A 15,983-nucleotide genomic window follows, 5' to 3' on the forward strand; every position below is an offset into this window, starting at 1 on the left:
GCTATAATACATGAAACCCAATATTGCTTTCGTTACCGGCGGCTATTCAGGCGAAGCGGTCATTTCCTATAAAAGTGCCATCACTATTGAGAATAATATTGATAAGGAGAAATACAATGTTTACACCATAAATATAACTCCCCGAGGCTGGTTTTATAAGGAAGGCAATGATGACATAGCCGTAAACAAAAATGACTTTTCAATCAGCACTAACGGATCCATTATAAAGTTTGATGCTGTTTTAATTGGTATTCACGGAACGCCGGGTGAAGACGGAAAGCTACAGGGATATTTTGATCTGCTGAACCTGTCCTATACTTCCTGCGATGCCGCCACTTCTGCCCTAACATTCAATAAACGGTATACGGTGGCCATAGCTGCTTTTGCCGGCATAAGCGTAGCTAAGTCCGTGCATCTTTTTAAACGTAATGCCGCGTTACCGGATGAAATATTGGCACAGCTGCAGCTCCCCGTATTTGTTAAACCCAACAACGGGGGGTCCAGCATTGGAATAAGTAAAGTGATGGCGCCGGAAGCATTGCCTGCGGCATTGGAAAAAGCTTTCAGGGAAGATGATCAGGTATTGGTGGAGGAATTCATTAAAGGAAGAGAGTTTACCATTGGGGTATTTAAAACCCGGGAGGAGATCATCATTCTGCCCGTTACGGAAGTGACCAGCAAGAAGGATTTTTTTGATTATGAAGCCAAATATACGGCAGGCATGTCTACAGAAGTTACACCGGCGGAGATTCCCGAAACCATTCTGGCAAAGTTAAGGCAAAATGCAGGGAACATATACGAGTTGTTCAATTGCCGTGGCATTGTTAGAATGGATTTTATTTATAATGAAGAAAATCAAACTCCTTACCTGCTCGAAATCAATACCGTTCCCGGTCAAAGCGAAGCCAGCATAGTTCCACAACAGGTAAAAGCGTTAAATTGGACCTTGAAGGCGTTTTATTCAGCTTTAATTGATGAAGCTTTGTTGCGAAAGAAATAACCAGGACACGTGCATATGGAGTAAAACTCAGGATTCCAATTTAAAGACCTATCAGTAAATATGTTTAAAATAATAACTCACCGCCCGTTATGGTTCAATATGTTGGTTGCTATAGCAGCCGTTTTTCTCCTCATTTTTTTGTTTCTGCAATCCCTTCAGTATTTTACACATCACGGCGACTATCTGAGAGTTCCCGATGTAGGCAATAAAAATATCAATGAAGCCACTGCTTTGCTGAATAAACAGGGGTTTGAGGTGTGGGTACAGGACTCTGTATATCATGATACGCTTGCGCCTCTTGCTGTGGTAAAGCAATTTCCAGAACCGGATGCGTCGGTGAAAGTAAACCGCGTGGTTTACTTAACCGTGAACCGCGCAGTTCCGCCTGTAATTGAAATGCCTAACCTTGTAGGAATGAGTTTTAGAAACGCCGAACTCGAATTAAAAGCAAGGGGACTGAAATTAGGAGATACAACTTATACACCCGATATAGCCAAGAATGCCGTGCTGGATCAGTCGGTGGATAATAAAACGATAAAGCCCGGAACCAAAATTACAATGGGTTCGGTAGTGTCATTGGTTTTAGGAGCCGGGATCGGGAGCATAGAAATGCCCGTACCAGACCTTTTTGGAATGAATTATGAAGAAGCCGTTACCTTGCTGGAAGCGAATGGAATTATACCCGGTAGCGTTATACCCGACGGTACGATAGAGGATCCGGGCGCTTCTTTTGTGTTCAGGCAGCAACCGGAGCGCTATAATGACAATGGGAACCTGAACCACATTCGAAAGGGACAAATGATAGATATATGGATCACCAATAATAAGCCGGTCAGAAAAATTGATAGTGCAAATATCGATGCACCCAACCCCGGACCGGCATTAAACGAATATTAGTAATGTTAACAGCATAAAGCAAAAAAATGGAACTTATAACTGCAGAAGAAGTAAAAACCAGACTGGATGCAGGTGAGCAACTCAATTTAATAGACGTTCGTGAACCGCACGAAAATGCGGAGTTTAATATTGGAGGCATTCTTTTACCGCTTGGCAAAATCCAAAATATGAACATTGATGAAATTGAAGCCCTGAAGGAAAAAGAAGTTATTTGCTATTGCCGGAGCGGCAACCGTAGCGGACAGGCTTGTATGATCCTGGATTCGCTGGGGTTTGTAAAAACCAAAAACCTTTCCGGCGGGATGTTGGAATGGCAGAAAAAATATCAAAATTAATTGTGCTTAAGGGGTAACAATATGTGAGTTGATAGGATATAGTTGTGTAATGATGAATATTATAGTGCTTATTATATATTGTTGAAATAAATATTTGTTTTATGGCATTATTAAAGCATTATTGAAATGTGGGTCAGTGAATCATTTATATAATTGATCGAAGATAAAAAGATGCGTAAAGTGCTTGAATGTGAATTTTTTTTATCATCTTTGCAACGAATTGTTTCTTTTTGCTCTCTATCAATAACCCCAATTTCCTATTTCTCGGAAATTCGTTCTGAGTCAGATGAAATCATTCCAGTATCGTTAATGTATTGCCACGAAAATATTGTCTGTAGTGTACAGGCAGAGTAATCCTTGTTTTAAGCCTTATTCATTATTATCCCTAATTCCAGTATTGTATTTAAAACCTGGTAATTATTTGTTATCCGAATCAAATACTGTACTGAAGTATGAAAATTTTTTACGACAAGCCCTTTATTGTTCCCCGCTGGATTATTTTGATGGTAGATACAGTAATTGTAACTGCTTCTTTTGCGCTTTCTTACTTTATCCTGAAACAATTCCGTTTCCCGGTATTGGTGCGTGGGCATTTTTTCATTCATGCCGGACTATTCAGCTTATTATCCCTGGCGGTATTTTATTTTATGCGGATTTATACAGGACTTATCCGTTATTCCAATACAAAGGATATGTTCAGGATATTTTCTGCAATTCTTGTGGTTAGCCTGATCTATCCGTTTGTTTCGGAATTAATAGCGAATCGTATATATCATGTTCCCTCTCTTGATATGCCCACTTTACTGGTATTGAATTTTTTCATCAGTTCTTCATTGCTGATCATGTTCCGGACTTCTATTAAAGAAGTATACATTTTAGCAAAAGGATATGCAATGTCGGATGTAAAAAAAGTATTGATATACGGGTCGGATAATCATGCTATTCTCATTAAGCAGGCAATAGAGGCAGCCGGAAATCATAAATTTGTTGTAAGTGGTTTTATTCAGTCGGGAGGCAAGAAGATCAACAGTACCATAGAACAAAAAAGAGTATATCATACACGTGAGTTAGCCGAATTGCACAAAAAGCTTACCATAGACAAGCTTATTCTTCCTAACGGACAGTCGGGTAAACCCGAATTCAGGGCAATTGTTGACCGTTGTCTGAATCTGGGCATTAAAGTTCAAACCGTGCCGCCCTCCGAACAATGGGTGAGCGGCAAGCTCAGTCTTGGCCAGATGCAGGATTTGAAGATCGAAGATTTACTTCCGCGCAAGCCTATTGAGATCAATAATCAATTGGTTTCTGAAGAGATCTTTGGAAAAAGGGTGCTAATTACAGGCGCTGCCGGTTCCATTGGTGCTGAAATTGTGAGACAGGTAATGTCGTACCGCCCGGAAATGATCATATTGTGCGACCAGGCAGAGTCACCGCTTCACGAGATACAGCTCGAGCTCGAGGAAAAGTATCCTTCAGCCAAAATAAAGACTTTTATTGCCAGCATAAGGAATTTGAGAAGAATGTTGATTCCTTTCAGAGAGTATCGGCCTAATATCGTTTTTCACGCTGCAGCCTATAAGCATGTGCCTATGATGGAAAAGCATCCCGAGGAGGCGATACTTACCAATGTAATGGGTACAAGAAATATGGCGGATCTGTCGGTTTGCTTTGGAGTGGAGAAGTTTGTGATGATCTCCACCGACAAGGCAGTAAATCCTACAAACATCATGGGTGCTTCCAAACGCATTGCCGAAACCTATGTGCAATCGCTGAACCATGCATCCAATAATCCTCCTGCAGCAGAATTCCTTTCCCGTCTTATACAGGATGATGATGACGATTCAATTACGATAGCTGCCAACGTTAAAACAAAATTTATCACTACCCGCTTTGGGAATGTACTGGGTTCCAACGGCTCTGTTATTCCCCGCTTCAGGACCCAGATACAGCATGGCGGGCCCATAACAGTTACTCACCCTGACATTACGCGTTACTTTATGACTATCCCGGAAGCGGTTCAACTGGTTCTGGAAGCTGCAACCGTAGGGCATGGCGGTGAAATATTTGTTTTTGATATGGGTGAACCTGTGAAAATCGCTGACCTGGCAGCAAATATGATAAAGTTATCAGGACTGGTTCCCGATAAAGACATCAATATCGTATTCACCGGTTTGCGGCCTGGTGAAAAGTTATATGAAGAATTGCTAAATGAAACGGAAACGACTTTGCCAACCCACCACGAAAAAATTAAAATTGCAAAAGTAGTTTCCCGGTCTTATAAGGAAGTACTCAACGATATCGAAAGTCTTACCGACCTGTGCAAGCAGGGTGATCATCTCAAACTGGTTGGAAAAATGAAACAAATCATACCCGAATTTATCAGCAACAATTCTGAATTCTCTAAATTGGATGAAGTTAAAGCAAAGAAGAAGATACTGTTTGTTCCTGCTTATACCAATTCCATAAAGATGTCGTAACACAAAAGAGATATATCAAGAGGGATAAATCAATGTGATTTATCCCTTTGTCTTTTGTAGTATTGCCATGTACATGTAAGAGTGTGTCGAATGCCCCGATCTTTTAACCGGCTGTGCCAAAGAGTTTTAATTGCAAAAAGGCGTACATCATGCCGTTAAGCTGCGAGCGAATGAGCATTCTTACCCCTTCCATCAGAAAGGGTTCATTCAGCACGGCCCTGTAGGCTTTGATCATTTGTTTTTCACTTTCCCTGAAAAACTCCATTGTACCAACGTTTAAAATCTTATCCGGGGCGGCATTCATTTCAGCATCCGGATATTCTATGCTCATTTTTTCGTCCTGTTCTGCAAGTGTATCCGCACCAAGTGAGCTTAACTGGGAAACCAGTTCGCAGATATATTGGTTGCTTTCCTGTGCCAAACTGCTTACCGCATATTTTATTTGCCGGTCGGTTACAGAAAATGCAATCCGGTCATATTTTTCTTTTTCAATTCTCAGTAAATTTAACAAATACGATAAACATTCTAAAATGTGGGGAGGAGCTTTATATGCGCTGGTTTGGATCATATACTCGCTTAAAGTACAGGTAAGTTGAAAATGATAAACAAACAGAAGACTAAACTGTTATAAAACAATTGTTATACCATTTTTTCATTTAGCTTTATTCCGGTTTTGGTATATTTTTAATGCGAACTGTACACATCGAAATAACACTTTGCAGTAACACTCCTGCCTTTTTGGGGCTTTTATTCTAATTATACATGAAACGTATTATAAAAAAATTCAGGATTGACAAACGAATCAGGGTAGGATACGGCTCTGCTTTCTTTATTTTACTTATCTCTTATCTTATCACTTTATATATTAATAAGCAGGTGCTTGAGCAATCAAGGCTTATTGAACATACCAACCAGGTAATACATAAACTGGAGGATTTCCTTTCACTCATGAAAGATGCTGATTTAGGTTTCCGGGGTTTTGTCATAAACAAGGATAAAAGCTTTTTAAGTCCTTATTATGAGAGTAAAATGAAATCCGGGCCTTTGTTTTATGATCTGCTTACGCAGATCATAAATAGCAAAACACAGCGCGACCTGATGCAGCAGGCCAAAAAGCTGATGGATAAGAAATATGACCTTATCCAGAATGCTGTCGATAAATTCATTGCCAGCAATTATCAGCTAACCGATAGTATGCTGTATTTCGAGCGGGAGGGAAAGGCAAATATGGAAAGTTTGGCAGCCATTATCAAGACCATGCAGGATTCTGAACGAAATTTGCTTGCACAGAGGAATACTGATCTTGTATCCCGGTCCAGCCTGCTGAACACTGTTGTGATTGTTTCTCTTATTGTTGCTTTGTTGTTATTTGTTTTTGGATTTATTACCTATGTAACGGAAAACCGGGGCAGGCGTCTTGCCGACAGGCGTGCAGAAGAGTATCGTTATGAACTGGAAGAAAGGATTAAGCAATTGGATAAAGTAAATAAGGAATTACTGGAAATGCGCCGCATGGAAAAATTTGCCTCTACGGGCCGCATAGCCAGAACCATTGCCCACGAGGTCCGGAATCCCCTTACAAACATTAACTTGTCTGTAGACCAGCTCAGATCCGAAACAGATGCCGGCGAGGAGAACAGAAATGTTTTTTATGACATGATTACAAGAAACAGTCAGCGCATCAACATGCTTATTACTGAACTGCTTGACTCTACAAAATTCATAGAGCTTAAAGCTGAGGAGGTTTCCGTTAATGATTTACTCGAAGATGCTTTGCAACTGGCTGAAGACAGATTAAAGTTGAATGACATTAAAATCGTTAAGAGATACAGCGAAGATATATGCAATATATCGGTAGATAAAGAAAAAATAAAAATCGCTTTTTTAAATATTATTGTAAATGCCGTTGAAGCAATGGAACCTGGCAAAGGAGTTTTAACCATCTCAACTCATGAGCAAAACAACAAGTGTATGGTTGATATTGAAGACAACGGATGTGGAATGGATAGTGAAACGCTTAATAAATTGTTTGAGCCATATTACAGTAATAAAACAAAAGGAACAGGACTGGGATTAACCAATACCGAAAATATTATATTAAGTCACAAGGGCGAAATCAATGTTGAAAGTGAGCCGGGAAAAGGTACCCGTTTTATTATAACATTTGATTTTGCACGATAGCATCGCACACTGCTGTGCAAATAAATGATACGGCAAACCTATACGAAGATGCATAGGTTTGCCGGGTTATCACCTTAAGCATTATTGAGGCTATAAACTTTCAATCCATTTTTTTACCTCTTCTTTCGACTGTCCGATCTTTTGCTGAATTCTTCCTAATAATTCATCGTCTTTGCCTTCTTCATATATCAGATCGTCTTCAGTAAGATCGCCGTATTTTTGCTTGATCTTCCCTTTTATTTCGTTCCAGCTGCCCTGCAGTTTTAATTTCCAGCTTTCCATAATTATATATATTTTAAATTAACCTGTGTTTTCAGTTCGCTAAATAAAAAATCATGCTGCCCCTCTTATTATTCTCAGCAGAACAACAATAACGGCAATGACAAGTAAAATATGTATCAATCCCGAGGCATGATAGCCTAAAAAACCAATAGCCCAGGCTATAACTAAAATTACGGCTATCAGGTACAGTAAATTTCCCATACAAATAAATTTAAAATGATGAATGACTATATCATATTAAAAAATATTGCCAAAAAAACAAATCGGGTAATGGCTTGCCAGTTAAGGGTTTTAGCAAATTCGGCAGCGTAGTATTAGGTTGATAACGTGAAATAAATTCTACATAGTGAGTAAATAATCCAACTATGCGGTTATTTTGTTTATAGCCGAATATATTTTTTCTTTGGTAAAGGGCTTGGGTATAAAAACATCTGCACCTTCTGCATATGCTCTTTTATGTTCTGCAGGACTGTCATGGGCTGTTATCATTATTATTTTGCTTACGGGATATTTGGATTTTATGAATCGGATGAAATCAATTCCCAATCCGTCGGGCAGGTGATTGTCGAGGAAAATGATTGAGGGGGGGTCGTTTTTTAAGGCGATTTCCGCATCAGATAATGAAGTTACATACCGGGTGCTGAAACTTTGCTGCTTTAGGATGCCGCTTAACAAATAACAAATATCCAATTCGTCATCAATGATCAAAACTTTCATAAAAATCGGGGCTAAACATATTTTCAAAGTAAGGGATAGTGATCGGGTTAAACGCCAATCACGGTTTTTATTGCAAGTTGCCTGCCATATTGTATTGTATTATTGCTCCTCTTTTTAAAACGCTGTTATTGATGTTATACGTAATTTTTATGCAACATATAAAAAATATATCTTTCCCTAACGGTAGCTGGGCATAAATTTCCCCAATGTGGAGAATTTACTCATCATCAGGAAATAAACTATTGTTTAAAACTTTACCGGCAGATCAGGTTTTTGTTTTTGTTTGGGACAAAGACCTGCAGGCATACCCCAACTCCGGCCGGAAAGAGCCGCATGATCGTTAAACTATTTTGGCAGGATTTTTTAACTGTAAAAGGAGTTAAAAAGATCGCTCAGGAATTCAGCATTAAATAACGCATTTAGAAGATTTTTGGAATATTCTTCAGAAATAAAAAGACAGATATGAGCCACCGGATTTTTCGGTGGCTCATATAGTTATTATGAAATGAATCAACATGGATCCGGCCTGCCAAATGTTATCACCTGTTGCAGAAATGGGATTTTCAAATGTTTTCAACTAACTTAGACCCTGTATAAATTGATTCTGATATGAATAGAATACTTATAGTGGATGATGATATGGATATGTGTGCATTGCTTAGCAGGTTTTTGCAGCGAAAAGGTTTTGAAACGGAGACAGCTTTTACAGGAAATTCCGGGATCTCTAAATTCAAGGAGCAGCATTTTGATATAGTACTGTGTGATTTTAGATTGGGTGACAAGGAAGGCAATGATGTATTAAGGGAAGTTAAATCTCTGAAACCTGCCACAACAGTAATCATCATCACAGGTTATTCCGACATTAAAACGGCGGTTGATGTTATCAAACAGGGAGCATTCGACTATATTGCCAAGCCACTCATTCCTGATGAAGTATTAAGTGTTATAAAAAAATCGCAGTCGCATGTTTCCAATACAGGCGCATCTGCCTCTTCTTCAGATACCAATACAAACAAACAAAAGGGAAAGCAGGCGCTGCAGGATGATGAATACCTTGTAGGCAGGGACCCCGCTACCAAGGAGCTGTATAAGCAGATTAAACTGGTAGCGCCTACGCCCTATAGCGTTATATTGTATGGAGAAAGCGGAACAGGCAAGGAGGTAATAGGAAAAACCATTCATCAATACAGCGACAGAGCGAATAAACCTTTTATTGCATTAGACTGCGGTACACTGTCAAAAGAACTCGCCGGCAGTGAATTGTTCGGTCATATGAAGGGTTCATTTACCGGCGCCATAAATGATAAGGAAGGCCATTTTGAAATGGCTAACGGGGGTACCATTTTCCTTGATGAAGTTGGTAATCTTCCGATAGACGTGCAGGCTGCTTTATTGCGTGTAATACAGGAGCGCAGATTTAAGAGGGTAGGGGGCACCAAAGAAATGAACCTTGACATCAGGATAATTGTGGCATCTAACGAAAATCTGCAGGAAGGCTATCGCAAAGGAAAATTCAGGGAAGACCTTTTTCACCGGTTTAATGAGTTTTCCATTCACATACCGGCGCTCCGGGACCGTAAAGAGGACATACTTTTGTTCGCCGACTTTTTTTTACAAAAAGCCTGTAATGAACTGGACAAGAAAATTGAAGGATTTGAAGATGAAGTTTTACAATTGTTCATACATTATCCATGGCCGGGTAACTTGCGCGAATTTAGAAATGTAATTCGCCGTGCTGCTTTATTAACCAATACCTTACGGATCAACGCATCTGTATTGCCCAATGAAATTATACAACCGGCATCGCCAGGTGAAAAGTCCAAAGAGTCTGGATTTCACAATATTGGATCTTCTAAAAACCCTGACCTGAAAGGCGCTGCGTCGCAGGCTGAATATGACACGATTCTAAAAGTGTTGAAGCAGGTAAATTACAATAAAACAAAGGCGGCAGAAATCCTTAAAATTGATCGTAAGACCCTTTACAATAAGATAAAAGATTATGAAAGTCCCAAAACTGTTGAGGAATAGTTTTTATCATTCATCTTTCCATCCCGGTATTTCCTGCAAAGGCTGAAAATTATTTTCTGTTCTTTCAAATGCAAAGCAGTGATACCCGTTGGTAATTACCAGGTATTGCACAGGCAATGAAATATTGTAGCGTAAAATTTGTTCTGCCGCACTGGCCGTAATTTCTATTTCCATTGCCTTACATTCTGTCATTAGCAACGGCATTGCATTCCGGCCATAAACAACAATGTCGCAACGCTTGGTCAGTTCGCCCAGGCGAATTTCTTTTTCCACGGCAATCAATGAACCCGGGAATTTTTTTACCTGCAACAAATATTGCAGGAAATTTTGTCTTACCCATTCCTCGGGAGTAAGTGCTACCCATTGTTTGCGTATAGTATCAAAAATAAATTCCCTGTTGTTTTCTGTCCTGATCTTATAGGGATATGCAGGATATTCTATTTTAATCATAAATAAGCAATGATTTGCTAATTTAGCCAATTAAACAGGCATGCACACAAAAGAGAATATTGTTAAGAACTGGTTGCCGCGCTACACGGGTGAAAAGCTTGAACGTTTCGGTAAATACATATTATTAACGAATTTCGGCAGCTATATCAACACTTTCGCAAGGTGGAACAAGGTAGAAATAATTGGGAAAGACAGGTCAATGGAATGTGCTACTGCTGAAGGTATTACCATTATAAATTTTGGAATGGGTAGCCCGGGTGCCGCAACCGTTATGGATCTGCTCACCGCTATTGAGCCCAAAGCGGTGCTGTTTTTAGGCAAATGCGGAGGATTAAAGAAAAGGAATAAGCTCGGCGATCTTATACTTCCTATAGCTGCTATACGTGGTGAAGGTACATCGAACGATTATTTTCCCGCCGAAGTTCCGGCATTACCTGCATTTGCCCTGCAAAAAGCCATTTCTACCACAATAAGAGATTATGGCGTAGACTACTGGACGGGTACCGTATACACTACCAACCGCCGCGTTTGGGAGCACGATGAAGAGTTTAAGAACTACCTGCAAAAAATACGGGCATACGCTATTGATATGGAAACGGCCACTATTTTCTCAGTGGGGTTCTATAATAAGATCCCTACCGGCGCCCTTTTACTGGTAAGCGACCAACCTATGATACCAGAAGGGGTTAAAACGGAAGAGAGTGATAAAAAGGTTACCGAAAAATTTGTTGCAACACATTTAAAGATCGGTATTGATTCTTTAAAGCAGTTGATCAATGATGGATTAACCGTCAGACATCTGAGGTTTTAGTTTTTGCATGATCCCTCTTTTATCCATACAAAACCTGAGTATCAGCTTCCGGCAGGAAGGAAAAGCTGTACACGTTCTTCATAATATATCTTTCTCTGTAAAGCGTGGTGAAACCGTTGCAATAGTGGGAGAATCCGGTTCGGGAAAATCGGTTACTTCACTTGCTGTACTTCAATTGTTACCTGTACCTCCTGCCGCATATACAAGCGGTAAGATCTTATTTTCTGCGGAAGGCGGAACAGGTGTTGATCTTTTAAAGTTGCCGGAAAAGGAAATGCAATATGTGCGGGGCAACAAAATTGCCATGATCTTCCAGGAGCCCATGACTTCGCTTAATCCTTTGTATACCTGCGGCGACCAGGTTACAGAAGCTATATTGTTACATCAGCATATCAATTATAAAGCCGCGAAACAAAAGGCGGTTGAATTGTTTGAAAAAGTCAGGCTACCCGGCCCTGCTGCTGTATTCAACCGTTTCCCGCATGAACTAAGCGGTGGACAAAAGCAAAGGGTTATGATTGCCATGGCGATGAGTTGTGAGCCCTCATTGCTCATCGCCGACGAACCTACCACTGCATTGGATGTAACCGTGCAGCAGAGCATTCTCCGTTTAATAAAAGAACTGCAGGTTGAAAAGAATATCGGTGTGATCTTTATAAGTCATGACCTCGGCCTGGTAGCCGAAATAGCAGACCGGGCAATAGTGATGTTTAAAGGGAAGATCATTGAACAGAACACAATACACGAATTGTTTACAGATCCCCGCCATCCTTATACCCAGGCTTTATTGGAATGCCGGCCGGTGCTTCATACAAAAGAAGAGCGGTTGCCTGTGGTGAGCGATTTTATGGAAATAAATGAAGACGGGAATATAATAAGAAAGGAAAGGCAGTATTACGACCGTAAAAAAACGCAACATACAACGGTTCCGGTAAAACCAGATACTCCCGGCATTGCATCGCCACTGGTAAAAGTGGAAAATCTGAAAGTATGGTTCCCGGTGCAAAGAGGAATGACGGGTGCACATAAACATTACATAAAGGCTGTGGATGACGTGAATTTCGATATCCATGAAGGGGAAACCGTGGGGCTGGTAGGAGAGTCGGGCTGTGGTAAAACAACATTGGGAAGATGCTTGCTGCGTTTGATTGATCCTACTTCCGGAACGGTTCATTTTCGGGCACAAAATTTACTCACCCTGTCTCCCGCACAATTGCGGCATGTTCGGAAAGATTTCCAGATCATCTTCCAGGACCCGTATTCCTCCCTGAATCCCCGTCTTTCTGTAGGCAACGCCATACAGGAAGGCATGAGCATACACGGCATAGGAAGCAATGATAAGAACAGAAAGGGTTTGATAATCAATATTTTAGAAAAAGTTAACTTAAGTGCGGATCATTATAACCGCTACCCGCATGAATTTAGCGGCGGGCAACGCCAACGCATAGGTATTGCGCGTGCCCTGGCGTTAAATCCGTCGTTTATTGTTTGCGATGAATCTGTTTCAGCTCTTGATGTAAGCGTGCAGGCGCAGGTGCTTAATTTGCTTAATGATCTTAAAAGAGAATTTCGATTCGCCACGCTTTTCATCTCTCATGATCTTTCAGTAGTTCGTTACATCAGTGATCGTATCCTGGTAATGTACAACGGAAAAATAGAAGAAGCCGGCCCTGCTGAGGAGGTATACAATACCCCTCAAAGTGCATATACAAGGCAATTGATTGCAGCTATACCAAAGGGGATATTGCCCGGCTGAATTTTTTATATTTTTCCGGAGCTCGGGCGCTTCCGGCATTGATGATACTGTTTTTTTGTTTTTTGAACATTTTAATATTGGAATGATTATTTCCTTACCTTTGCACGCTGTTTAATACAGCTACTTACATGAAACCTGGTACCGTAAGATCAGGTTCAGGACAAACAAAGATACCTCGCCGTATTGATAAGGGTAAGTTTCATGTGACTGTAAAAAATAATAAACATTCAGATGAAATTATCACAGTTCCGCTTTGACCTTCCGCTTAATCTTATCGCACAACATCCTGCCAAAAAAAGAGAAGACGCCCGTATGATGGTAGTGCACCGTGATACCGGCCAAATTGAAAACAAGCATTTTCGCGATGTCCTTGATTATTTTGATGATAAGGATGTTTTTGTTGTGAACAATACCAAGGTGTTTCCCGCCCGCATGTATGGACGTAAAGAAAAAACGGGTGCTAAAATCGAAGTCTTTTTGCTCCGGGAGCTGAACCATCAAAACAAATTGTGGGATGTTATTGTTGATCCGGCACGTAAAATAAGGGTTGGAAACAAGCTGTATTTCGGAGATGCGGAAGATCTTGTGGCTGAAGTAATTGACAATACAACATCAAGGGGCCGTACCATCCGCTTTCTTTTTGACGGAAGTAATGAAGAGTTCAAACAGGTTTTAAATACGTTGGGTGAAACGCCTTTACCAAAATATATTAAACGCAAGCCCGATGAAGAAGACAGGGAACGCTACCAAACAGTATATGCCAAACATGAAGGTGCAGTGGCAGCACCTACTGCCGGGCTGCACTTCAGCATTGAACTCATTAAACGCCTTGAAATCAAAGGCATCCGTTTTGCTGAAATAACACTTCATACAGGACTGGGCACATTCAGGCCTATTGAAGTAGAAGACCTGAGCAAGCATAAAATGGATGCAGAATATTACAGGATTGAAGAAAAAGCCTGCAATATCGTAAATAAAGCCAGGCTAGAAGGAAAAAGGATTTGCTCAATTGGAACGACCACCATGCGGGCCCTGGAATCGTCTTTTACCGCTGAAAAATTACTGAAACCATCCGAAGGATGGACGAATACTTTTATTCATCCGCCCTATAATTTTTCCATAGCCGATTCACTGATCACGAATTTTCATCTTCCCAAAACCAGTCTTTTGATCATGGCCTGTGCTTTTGCCGGGTACGATCTTGCCATGGAAGCATATAAAAAGGCTATAAAAGATAAATATCGCTTTTTCAGCTATGGAGATGCCATGCTGATCATTTAAGCGATCTGTGTTTCGGATTACTGTATGGGCTCCTGCAAATAAATGTAACCATTGCTTTGTTTGCAGGAGTATTTTTTTTAATGCTGCAACTTTTTAATGGTATTCACGTCTGTATTGTTGAATCTCGTTTTTAAACGTCCTGATATCCGCCGGACAATTCTTTTGTCAGTTTTATCCTTACCCCATAGTTGAAGCAACCAGCATTCGCTGAACCGCTAAAATCCGTACCCGTTTGCATGCAAACCGGTCAATGATGTCGATTGATTTTTTCGCTGGAAGATCCCCCGGTCCCTTTTTCAGTTTCAGACCGGTTTGCTGTGCAAATTTAACAAGGCCGTATACCGTTTGATCACTGCAGTAAGCACCTGCTATTGAATAAGCAACATTTCCACTCTCCTGTTTGCCGTTCTTCCTTCCTGTGTGTTATTATTTGCCACCGGATGGGAGATGCCATTTGCTGAAATGATGATCTGGCTTTCGCTTACGCCCAGGTCAAGCATATAGTGCTTTACATTTTCGGCACGTAAACGGGAAAGCTTTTTGTTGTATTCCTCATTGCCCGTATTATCTGTAAAACCCGCTATGCTTACTTTTAATGACCCGTCAAAGATCAGTCTGTCTGCAAGCTGAAGAATGGTATTGAATTCTTCAGTTTCTATATTCTTATATTCATCAAAATCAAACAGCAGCGTACCCAGTTCAAGATATTTGCCCGATTGCTTTATATCATGATGGAGAATACTGTTTTTACTATTCACCCGGTCGGCGCGGTTCATGCCGGATTTTACTTTGGCAGGGCTGCTTTTTTCTATGTTTTTTTCAGCAGGCTTTAAGGTCAATGCGCCGGGAATCGTTTCATCTGCCACAACAACATCTATATTGCTTTTTGCCGCTTGTATGTCAGGTATGCTTTCGGGAACCGAAAAAGCATTGGTCAATGATGGTATTTCTTCGCTGGCATCCGATAAATTGATTACCAGCAGGCGGTCTATCTGGAAGGATAAAAGGATAATACTGGTGATGATCAATAACGTTTTCATACGTGTTTTTTTTACTGTGAGCGATAGTATTATCCCCATAAGGGTAAGTAAAAATACCTACATAAATGATGAAAACTGCATAAAAGACGACGTATTTATCCGAAGGAATAATTTATTATCATAACTCAACAATGAGAGGGAAAAAGGTGCGGATGCGTTGATATACATCAATCAGGCAATATTTTTTCAACGTCTATCACGGCATCCAGATTTACAGGTCCGTAAACATGCGGGAACGTATCTTCAATGGCATTCGACCAATCGTATATGAGCTGGCTGGTCAGTTTGCTTGTTTCAATGGTTAGTTTAACAAGATCTGTTTTATTGCTGTAATATCTTTTCAGTACGTCGGGTATCTGCCTTTCTTCGCTGCAATGAATAAATCCTTCTTCTTTGAGCGCCCGGGATTCATAATATCCTCTTTGTTTTGCATCGTTCCATTCAGCAGCGGTTGTAATATGGTAAATGAGAGGCATGGCAGTTGGTTTAAGTATTTAAGTAGGTATTGTCTGCGGTATCTTTTGTTCAATTAACATCAGGTCGGCTAAAACAATAGCTGTAATGGCTTCAAGCACAACAGGCACCCGCAAAGCTATGCAAAGATCATGACGCCCCTTCACAGAAAACGCTTCCACAGTACCCGTTTCCCAGTTCAGGGTTCGTTGTACTTTGGGTGTGGAAGAAGTGGGTTTAACAGCAATGCGAAAAACCAGCTCATTCCCGTTGGT

General features: G+C 40.6%; 18 protein-coding genes. 10 read left to right on the forward strand and 8 right to left on the reverse strand.

The window, feature by feature from the left end; translation table 11 throughout:
• The first annotated feature begins 10 nt into the window (after window positions 1-10).
• The 4 genes from PLH26_RS05935 (at window position 11) to PLH26_RS05950 (ending at window position 4,709) form a co-directional block, all read left to right on the forward strand.
• A complete protein-coding gene (locus tag PLH26_RS05935) occupies window positions 11-1,000 on the forward strand; it encodes a D-alanine--D-alanine ligase (RefSeq protein ID WP_324585078.1) in 990 nt (329 codons plus the stop codon).
• Window positions 1,001-1,060: 60 nt separating this feature from the next.
• Entirely contained in the window at window positions 1,061-1,897 is an 837-nt protein-coding gene (locus tag PLH26_RS05940) for a PASTA domain-containing protein (RefSeq protein WP_324585079.1), read from the forward strand.
• A 26-nt stretch (window positions 1,898-1,923) separates the two neighbouring features.
• On the forward strand, window positions 1,924-2,232 hold the full coding sequence (locus PLH26_RS05945; RefSeq protein ID WP_324585080.1) for a rhodanese-like domain-containing protein: 309 nt from the start codon (window positions 1,924-1,926) through the stop codon (window positions 2,230-2,232).
• A gap of 452 nt (window positions 2,233-2,684) precedes the next feature.
• Window positions 2,685-4,709 carry a polysaccharide biosynthesis protein gene (locus PLH26_RS05950; protein ID WP_324585081.1) on the forward strand — a complete coding sequence of 675 codons (2,025 nt, stop codon included), beginning with the start codon at window positions 2,685-2,687 and terminating at the stop codon, window positions 4,707-4,709.
• 103 nt (window positions 4,710-4,812) lie between these two features.
• On the opposite strand, the gene PLH26_RS05955 is transcribed toward PLH26_RS05950, so the two are convergent.
• Window positions 4,813-5,277: a hypothetical protein gene (locus PLH26_RS05955; protein WP_324585082.1), complete on the reverse strand. Its 465-nt coding sequence runs from the start codon at window positions 5,275-5,277 to the stop codon at window positions 4,813-4,815.
• Window positions 5,278-5,471: 194 nt separating this feature from the next.
• Here PLH26_RS05955 and PLH26_RS05960 point away from each other — a divergent pair, with 194 nt between their 5' ends.
• Window positions 5,472-6,890, forward strand: coding sequence for an ATP-binding protein (locus PLH26_RS05960; RefSeq protein ID WP_324585083.1), 1,419 nt, complete (start codon window positions 5,472-5,474; stop codon window positions 6,888-6,890).
• A gap of 90 nt (window positions 6,891-6,980) precedes the next feature.
• Here the strand turns inward: PLH26_RS05960 and PLH26_RS05965 are convergent, their stop codons facing one another.
• The 3 genes from PLH26_RS05965 to PLH26_RS05975 all read right to left on the reverse strand — a co-directional run bounded on the left by PLH26_RS05965 (window position 6,981) and on the right by PLH26_RS05975 (window position 7,889).
• Window positions 6,981-7,172, reverse strand: a complete 192-nt coding sequence (locus PLH26_RS05965; protein WP_324585084.1) for a CsbD family protein — start codon at window positions 7,170-7,172, stop codon at window positions 6,981-6,983.
• Window positions 7,173-7,223: 51 nt separating this feature from the next.
• Entirely contained in the window at window positions 7,224-7,373 is a 150-nt protein-coding gene (locus tag PLH26_RS05970; RefSeq protein WP_324585085.1) for a lmo0937 family membrane protein, read from the reverse strand.
• 162 nt (window positions 7,374-7,535) lie between these two features.
• Window positions 7,536-7,889, reverse strand: coding sequence for a response regulator (locus tag PLH26_RS05975; protein WP_324585086.1), 354 nt, complete (start codon window positions 7,887-7,889; stop codon window positions 7,536-7,538).
• 206 nt (window positions 7,890-8,095) lie between these two features.
• Here PLH26_RS05975 and PLH26_RS05980 point away from each other — a divergent pair, with 206 nt between their 5' ends.
• Complete coding sequence (locus PLH26_RS05980) at window positions 8,096-8,233, forward strand: hypothetical protein (protein ID WP_324585087.1); 138 nt, start codon at window positions 8,096-8,098, stop codon at window positions 8,231-8,233.
• A 265-nt stretch (window positions 8,234-8,498) separates the two neighbouring features.
• Window positions 8,499-9,917: a sigma-54-dependent transcriptional regulator gene (locus PLH26_RS05985; protein ID WP_324585088.1), complete on the forward strand. Its 1,419-nt coding sequence runs from the start codon at window positions 8,499-8,501 to the stop codon at window positions 9,915-9,917.
• Between the two features lie 6 nt (window positions 9,918-9,923).
• On the opposite strand, the gene PLH26_RS05990 is transcribed toward PLH26_RS05985, so the two are convergent.
• On the reverse strand, window positions 9,924-10,367 hold the full coding sequence (locus PLH26_RS05990; protein WP_324585089.1) for a type I restriction enzyme HsdR N-terminal domain-containing protein: 444 nt from the start codon (window positions 10,365-10,367) through the stop codon (window positions 9,924-9,926).
• Window positions 10,368-10,407: 40 nt separating this feature from the next.
• Between PLH26_RS05990 and PLH26_RS05995 the strand changes: the two genes are divergently transcribed.
• The 3 genes from PLH26_RS05995 to queA all read left to right on the forward strand — a co-directional run bounded on the left by PLH26_RS05995 (window position 10,408) and on the right by queA (window position 14,215).
• Window positions 10,408-11,178: an AMP nucleosidase gene (locus tag PLH26_RS05995; RefSeq protein WP_324585090.1), complete on the forward strand. Its 771-nt coding sequence runs from the start codon at window positions 10,408-10,410 to the stop codon at window positions 11,176-11,178.
• Window positions 11,179-11,185: 7 nt separating this feature from the next.
• A complete protein-coding gene (locus PLH26_RS06000; RefSeq protein WP_324585091.1) occupies window positions 11,186-12,934 on the forward strand; it encodes an ABC transporter ATP-binding protein in 1,749 nt (582 codons plus the stop codon).
• Window positions 12,935-13,165: 231 nt separating this feature from the next.
• Complete coding sequence (queA, locus tag PLH26_RS06005) at window positions 13,166-14,215, forward strand: tRNA preQ1(34) S-adenosylmethionine ribosyltransferase-isomerase QueA (RefSeq protein WP_324585092.1); 1,050 nt, start codon at window positions 13,166-13,168, stop codon at window positions 14,213-14,215.
• A 368-nt stretch (window positions 14,216-14,583) separates the two neighbouring features.
• Here queA and PLH26_RS06010 read toward each other — a convergent pair whose 3' ends face one another.
• The 3 genes from PLH26_RS06010 to PLH26_RS06020 all read right to left on the reverse strand — a co-directional run.
• On the reverse strand, window positions 14,584-15,255 hold the full coding sequence (locus PLH26_RS06010) for an OmpA family protein (protein ID WP_324585093.1): 672 nt from the start codon (window positions 15,253-15,255) through the stop codon (window positions 14,584-14,586).
• 167 nt (window positions 15,256-15,422) lie between these two features.
• On the reverse strand, window positions 15,423-15,731 hold the full coding sequence (locus PLH26_RS06015; RefSeq protein ID WP_324585094.1) for a DUF952 domain-containing protein: 309 nt from the start codon (window positions 15,729-15,731) through the stop codon (window positions 15,423-15,425).
• An 18-nt stretch (window positions 15,732-15,749) separates the two neighbouring features.
• A partial coding sequence (locus PLH26_RS06020) for a chorismate synthase (protein WP_324585095.1) occupies window positions 15,750-15,983 on the reverse strand: 234 nt, incomplete at its 5' end.

The organism is Agriterribacter sp., from assembly GCF_035444585.1.
Classification (GTDB): domain Bacteria; phylum Bacteroidota; class Bacteroidia; order Chitinophagales; family Chitinophagaceae; genus Agriterribacter.

Bases quoted from the DNA above. Each gene is read 5' to 3' on its own strand.
- PLH26_RS05960 (WP_324585083.1), top strand. From the start codon at position 5,472: ATGAAACGTATTATAAAAAAATTCAGGATTGACAAACGAATCAGGGTA.
- queA (WP_324585092.1), top strand. From the start codon at position 13,166: ATGAAATTATCACAGTTCCGCTTTGACCTTCCGCTTAATCTTATCGCA.
- PLH26_RS05940 (WP_324585079.1), top strand. From the start codon at position 1,061: ATGTTTAAAATAATAACTCACCGCCCGTTATGGTTCAATATGTTGGTT.
- PLH26_RS05945 (WP_324585080.1), top strand. From the start codon at position 1,924: ATGGAACTTATAACTGCAGAAGAAGTAAAAACCAGACTGGATGCAGGT.
- PLH26_RS05950 (WP_324585081.1), top strand. From the start codon at position 2,685: ATGAAAATTTTTTACGACAAGCCCTTTATTGTTCCCCGCTGGATTATT.
- PLH26_RS05980 (WP_324585087.1), top strand. From the start codon at position 8,096: ATGTGGAGAATTTACTCATCATCAGGAAATAAACTATTGTTTAAAACT.
- PLH26_RS05955 (WP_324585082.1), bottom strand. From the start codon at position 5,277: ATGATCCAAACCAGCGCATATAAAGCTCCTCCCCACATTTTAGAATGT.
- PLH26_RS06000 (WP_324585091.1), top strand. From the start codon at position 11,186: ATGATCCCTCTTTTATCCATACAAAACCTGAGTATCAGCTTCCGGCAG.
- PLH26_RS05935 (WP_324585078.1), top strand. From the start codon at position 11: ATGAAACCCAATATTGCTTTCGTTACCGGCGGCTATTCAGGCGAAGCG.
- PLH26_RS05995 (WP_324585090.1), top strand. From the start codon at position 10,408: ATGCACACAAAAGAGAATATTGTTAAGAACTGGTTGCCGCGCTACACG.
- PLH26_RS05965 (WP_324585084.1), bottom strand. From the start codon at position 7,172: ATGGAAAGCTGGAAATTAAAACTGCAGGGCAGCTGGAACGAAATAAAA.
- PLH26_RS05975 (WP_324585086.1), bottom strand. From the start codon at position 7,889: ATGAAAGTTTTGATCATTGATGACGAATTGGATATTTGTTATTTGTTA.
- PLH26_RS05985 (WP_324585088.1), top strand. From the start codon at position 8,499: ATGAATAGAATACTTATAGTGGATGATGATATGGATATGTGTGCATTG.
- PLH26_RS06015 (WP_324585094.1), bottom strand. From the start codon at position 15,731: ATGCCTCTCATTTACCATATTACAACCGCTGCTGAATGGAACGATGCA.
- PLH26_RS05970 (WP_324585085.1), bottom strand. From the start codon at position 7,373: ATGGGAAATTTACTGTACCTGATAGCCGTAATTTTAGTTATAGCCTGG.
- PLH26_RS06010 (WP_324585093.1), bottom strand. From the start codon at position 15,255: ATGAAAACGTTATTGATCATCACCAGTATTATCCTTTTATCCTTCCAG.
- PLH26_RS05990 (WP_324585089.1), bottom strand. From the start codon at position 10,367: ATGATTAAAATAGAATATCCTGCATATCCCTATAAGATCAGGACAGAA.